The sequence below is a fragment of the Brevundimonas sp. genome, from assembly GCF_041688735.1.
GTDB lineage: Bacteria > Pseudomonadota > Alphaproteobacteria > Caulobacterales > Caulobacteraceae > Brevundimonas.
In genome coordinates this window covers 1-2586 of record NZ_JBDNHO010000073.1, presented here as the reverse complement: position 1 = coordinate 2586, position 2586 = coordinate 1, and the positions used below count along the sequence as shown (strand labels likewise).

3 protein-coding genes and 1 tRNA gene are annotated in these 2586 nt (G+C 63.8%); all 4 read left to right on the top strand.

The window, feature by feature from the left end; genetic code table 11:
- Window positions 1-50 precede the first annotated feature (50 nt).
- Window positions 51-140 (top strand) — tRNA-Ser (locus ACESMO_RS07895).
- Between the two features lie 187 nt (window positions 141-327).
- Window positions 328-1632 (top strand): tyrosine-type recombinase/integrase, encoded by a 1305-nt coding sequence (locus ACESMO_RS07890; protein WP_372707613.1) that lies wholly within the window; start codon window positions 328-330, stop codon window positions 1630-1632.
- Between the two features lie 169 nt (window positions 1633-1801).
- Window positions 1802-2050, top strand: coding sequence for a helix-turn-helix transcriptional regulator (locus ACESMO_RS07885; protein WP_372707612.1), 249 nt, complete (start codon window positions 1802-1804; stop codon window positions 2048-2050).
- A partial coding sequence (locus ACESMO_RS07880; RefSeq protein WP_372707611.1) for a bifunctional DNA primase/polymerase occupies window positions 2047-2586 on the top strand: 540 nt, incomplete at its 3' end. The genes ACESMO_RS07885 and ACESMO_RS07880, both read left to right, overlap by 4 nt.

Sequence of the window (2586 nt, the reverse complement as noted above, 5' to 3'; positions counted from 1 at the left end):
TCGCCTCGCGCCGGATCGACCTCCGGCGTCTTCACGCGCGTCGTGGAAACGGACAGGTGGCGGAGTGGTCGATCGCGCACGCTTGGAAAGCGTGTGTAGGTGAAAGCCTACCGAGGGTTCGAATCCCTCTCTGTCCGCCACTCCCTCTGTTGAAGCCTGCTGATAGCGGCTGAAGACGGAACTCAGACCCCAATACTTTCAGACCCTTGCGGGTTAGAATAGCTCTTCATCTGTCGATGACGGTTGAGAGCAGTCGCGTCCAGTCGGCTCCATAATGTGGACCAGAATGTGGACCGCTCCCGACCTCATCTAGGTAAGGAGCGCGCGATGCCGACGAACAAGCTGACCAGTCTGGCAGCCAACAACCTCGTGAAGGCGGGGCGGAAGGCGCGAACCGGCGACGGTGGCGGCTTATGGCTGGATGTCAGGTCTGAGGGGCGTGCCGCGTGGGTTTTTCGCTACACCCGGCAGAGTAAGGCCCGTGAGGTGGGGCTGGGCAGCTACGCCAGCGTTACCTTGGTTGGGGCACGCGATGCGGCAGCCAGCTGTAGGGCTCTTCTGGTCAGGGGTATTGACCCTTTAGCCCAACGGGAGGCTGAGGAAGCTGCCGCCATGGCCGCCGAGGCGGCGCGTCAGGCCGCCGATCTTGCCGGGTCGATCACCTTCCGGGTGGCCGCCGAAAGCCGCATTAGTGCGATGGAGGCGCAGTATCGCAACGCGAAGCACCGGCAGCAGTGGGCCAACACCTTGGCGAGCTTCGCTTACCCGGTGCTGGGGGACATGCCCGTTGACTCCATCACCCGCGATGACGTCAGGCGGGTTCTGGAGCCGATCTGGCAGACCAAGCCAGAAACCGCCCGGCGCGTCCGCCAGCGGGTCGAAACAGTGTTGGACTATGCGGCGTCGCGCGACTGGCGGTCGGGCGCTAACCCTGCGGTCTGGCGCGGTGGTCTGAGCCACCTGCTCCCGGCGACGAACAAGGCCAAAGGGGTTCGGCACCATCCTGCCCTGCCGTGGCAGCGGCTTCCTTCGATGATGTCTGCCTTGGCGGCTGCGCCGGGCATGGGTGCGCTGGCGCTGCGCCTCGCCATCCTGACTGCTGCGCGGTCGGGCGAGGTTCGCGGCGCTCGGTGGAGTGAGATCGACCTCGACGCCAAAGCGTGGACGGTGCCAGGGTCCCGCATGAAGGTCGGACGGGAGCACCGCGTGCCCCTGTCCGCAGAGGCGCTGAATGTGCTGGCCCTAGCAAGACCGTTCCGCCAGTCAGTCGATAGCAGCGCCCTTATCTTCCCGGGCAGTTCGTTGGGGAAGCCCCTGTCCGACATGACGTTGTCGGCCGCCGTCAGACGACTGAACGCGAAGGAGGAGCCCTGCTGGGTTGATGTTGCTGGCGTCCCCGTCGTTCCGCATGGCTTCCGCTCGACGTTCAGGGACTGGTGCGCGGACTGCAGGCCAGAGTCGGGCGAGGTGGTGGAGAAGGCCCTTGCTCACGCCGTGGGGAACGCCGTCGAGGCCGCTTACCGGCGCGGCGACCTGTTCGAGCGCCGGGTCAAGCTCATGGAGGCGTGGGGCGTGCACTGCGTCGGACGGGCCGGAGGGAACGTTGCGTCTATGCGGCGTTCGACCAGATAGGCCTGCAGCCTATTCACGAGGCCGTGATGTCGATGCGATGCTGATTTGTGGAGTCACTGTATTCACTGACCTTTTTGCTTGCATATACTAGAGCACCTACAACGCAAAAACTATCGTTGCATCATCTTATGATGACGAATACAGGCGGCACTAGCGAATAGGTGTCGAAATGACTGAAGACCAACTGATTAGACGCGCGCAAGTATACGCGAAAACGGGGATGACTAGGTACTTGGTCGACCTTCTGGAGGGGGCGGGCGAGTTCCCTGCGCGGGTACGCGTTGGGCAACGGGCGGTATTCTGGTCACAGGCGGAAGTGGACGCCTTCGTGGAGCGGACTAAGCAGGCGCGCGGGCTCGGCTCTGACGGGTTGCGCCGGTCACCCATTGAAGAACGCGGGCTGGGAGACCAGCCATGACCGCTTTCACGTCAGCACAGCAGGAGGTCGCGGACGCGGCTAAAGCGTATGTCCGTCACGGCTGGGCTCTGGTACCGATACCTGCCGGCCAGAAAGGCCCGAGGTCGAAGGGGTGGAACACCCTCGACATGGCCCTTACTTCGCTCGAAGGGGCAGAGGCGCTGACCGGCAATCTCGGTCTGGCCCACGCGTATTGCTCACCCTGCCCAACTGCTGCGCTGGATGTGGACGACTATGACGCGGCAAGGGCTTGGCTAGGCGACAGAGGCGTCCACTTGGACGACCTGTTAGGTGCGACCGACGCCGTGCAAATCCTCTCGGGGCGGCCGGGTCGGAACAAGCTGCTCTACCGCCTGCCTGATGGGGTCGAAGCGATCACGACCGTGCATATTAGTTCCACCGCCACGAAGGCGATGATCCTTGAGTTACGTTGCGCGGCTAGCAACGGCCTGACTGTTCAGGACGTCCTGCCGCCCTCGATGCACCCCGACACCCAACAGCCCTACCGGTGGGGCGGTGCAGGACACTGGACGCGG

Bases quoted from the DNA above. Each gene is read 5' to 3' on its own strand.
- ACESMO_RS07890 (WP_372707613.1), top strand. From the start codon at position 328: ATGCCGACGAACAAGCTGACCAGTCTGGCAGCCAACAACCTCGTGAAG.
- ACESMO_RS07885 (WP_372707612.1), top strand. From the start codon at position 1,802: ATGACTGAAGACCAACTGATTAGACGCGCGCAAGTATACGCGAAAACG.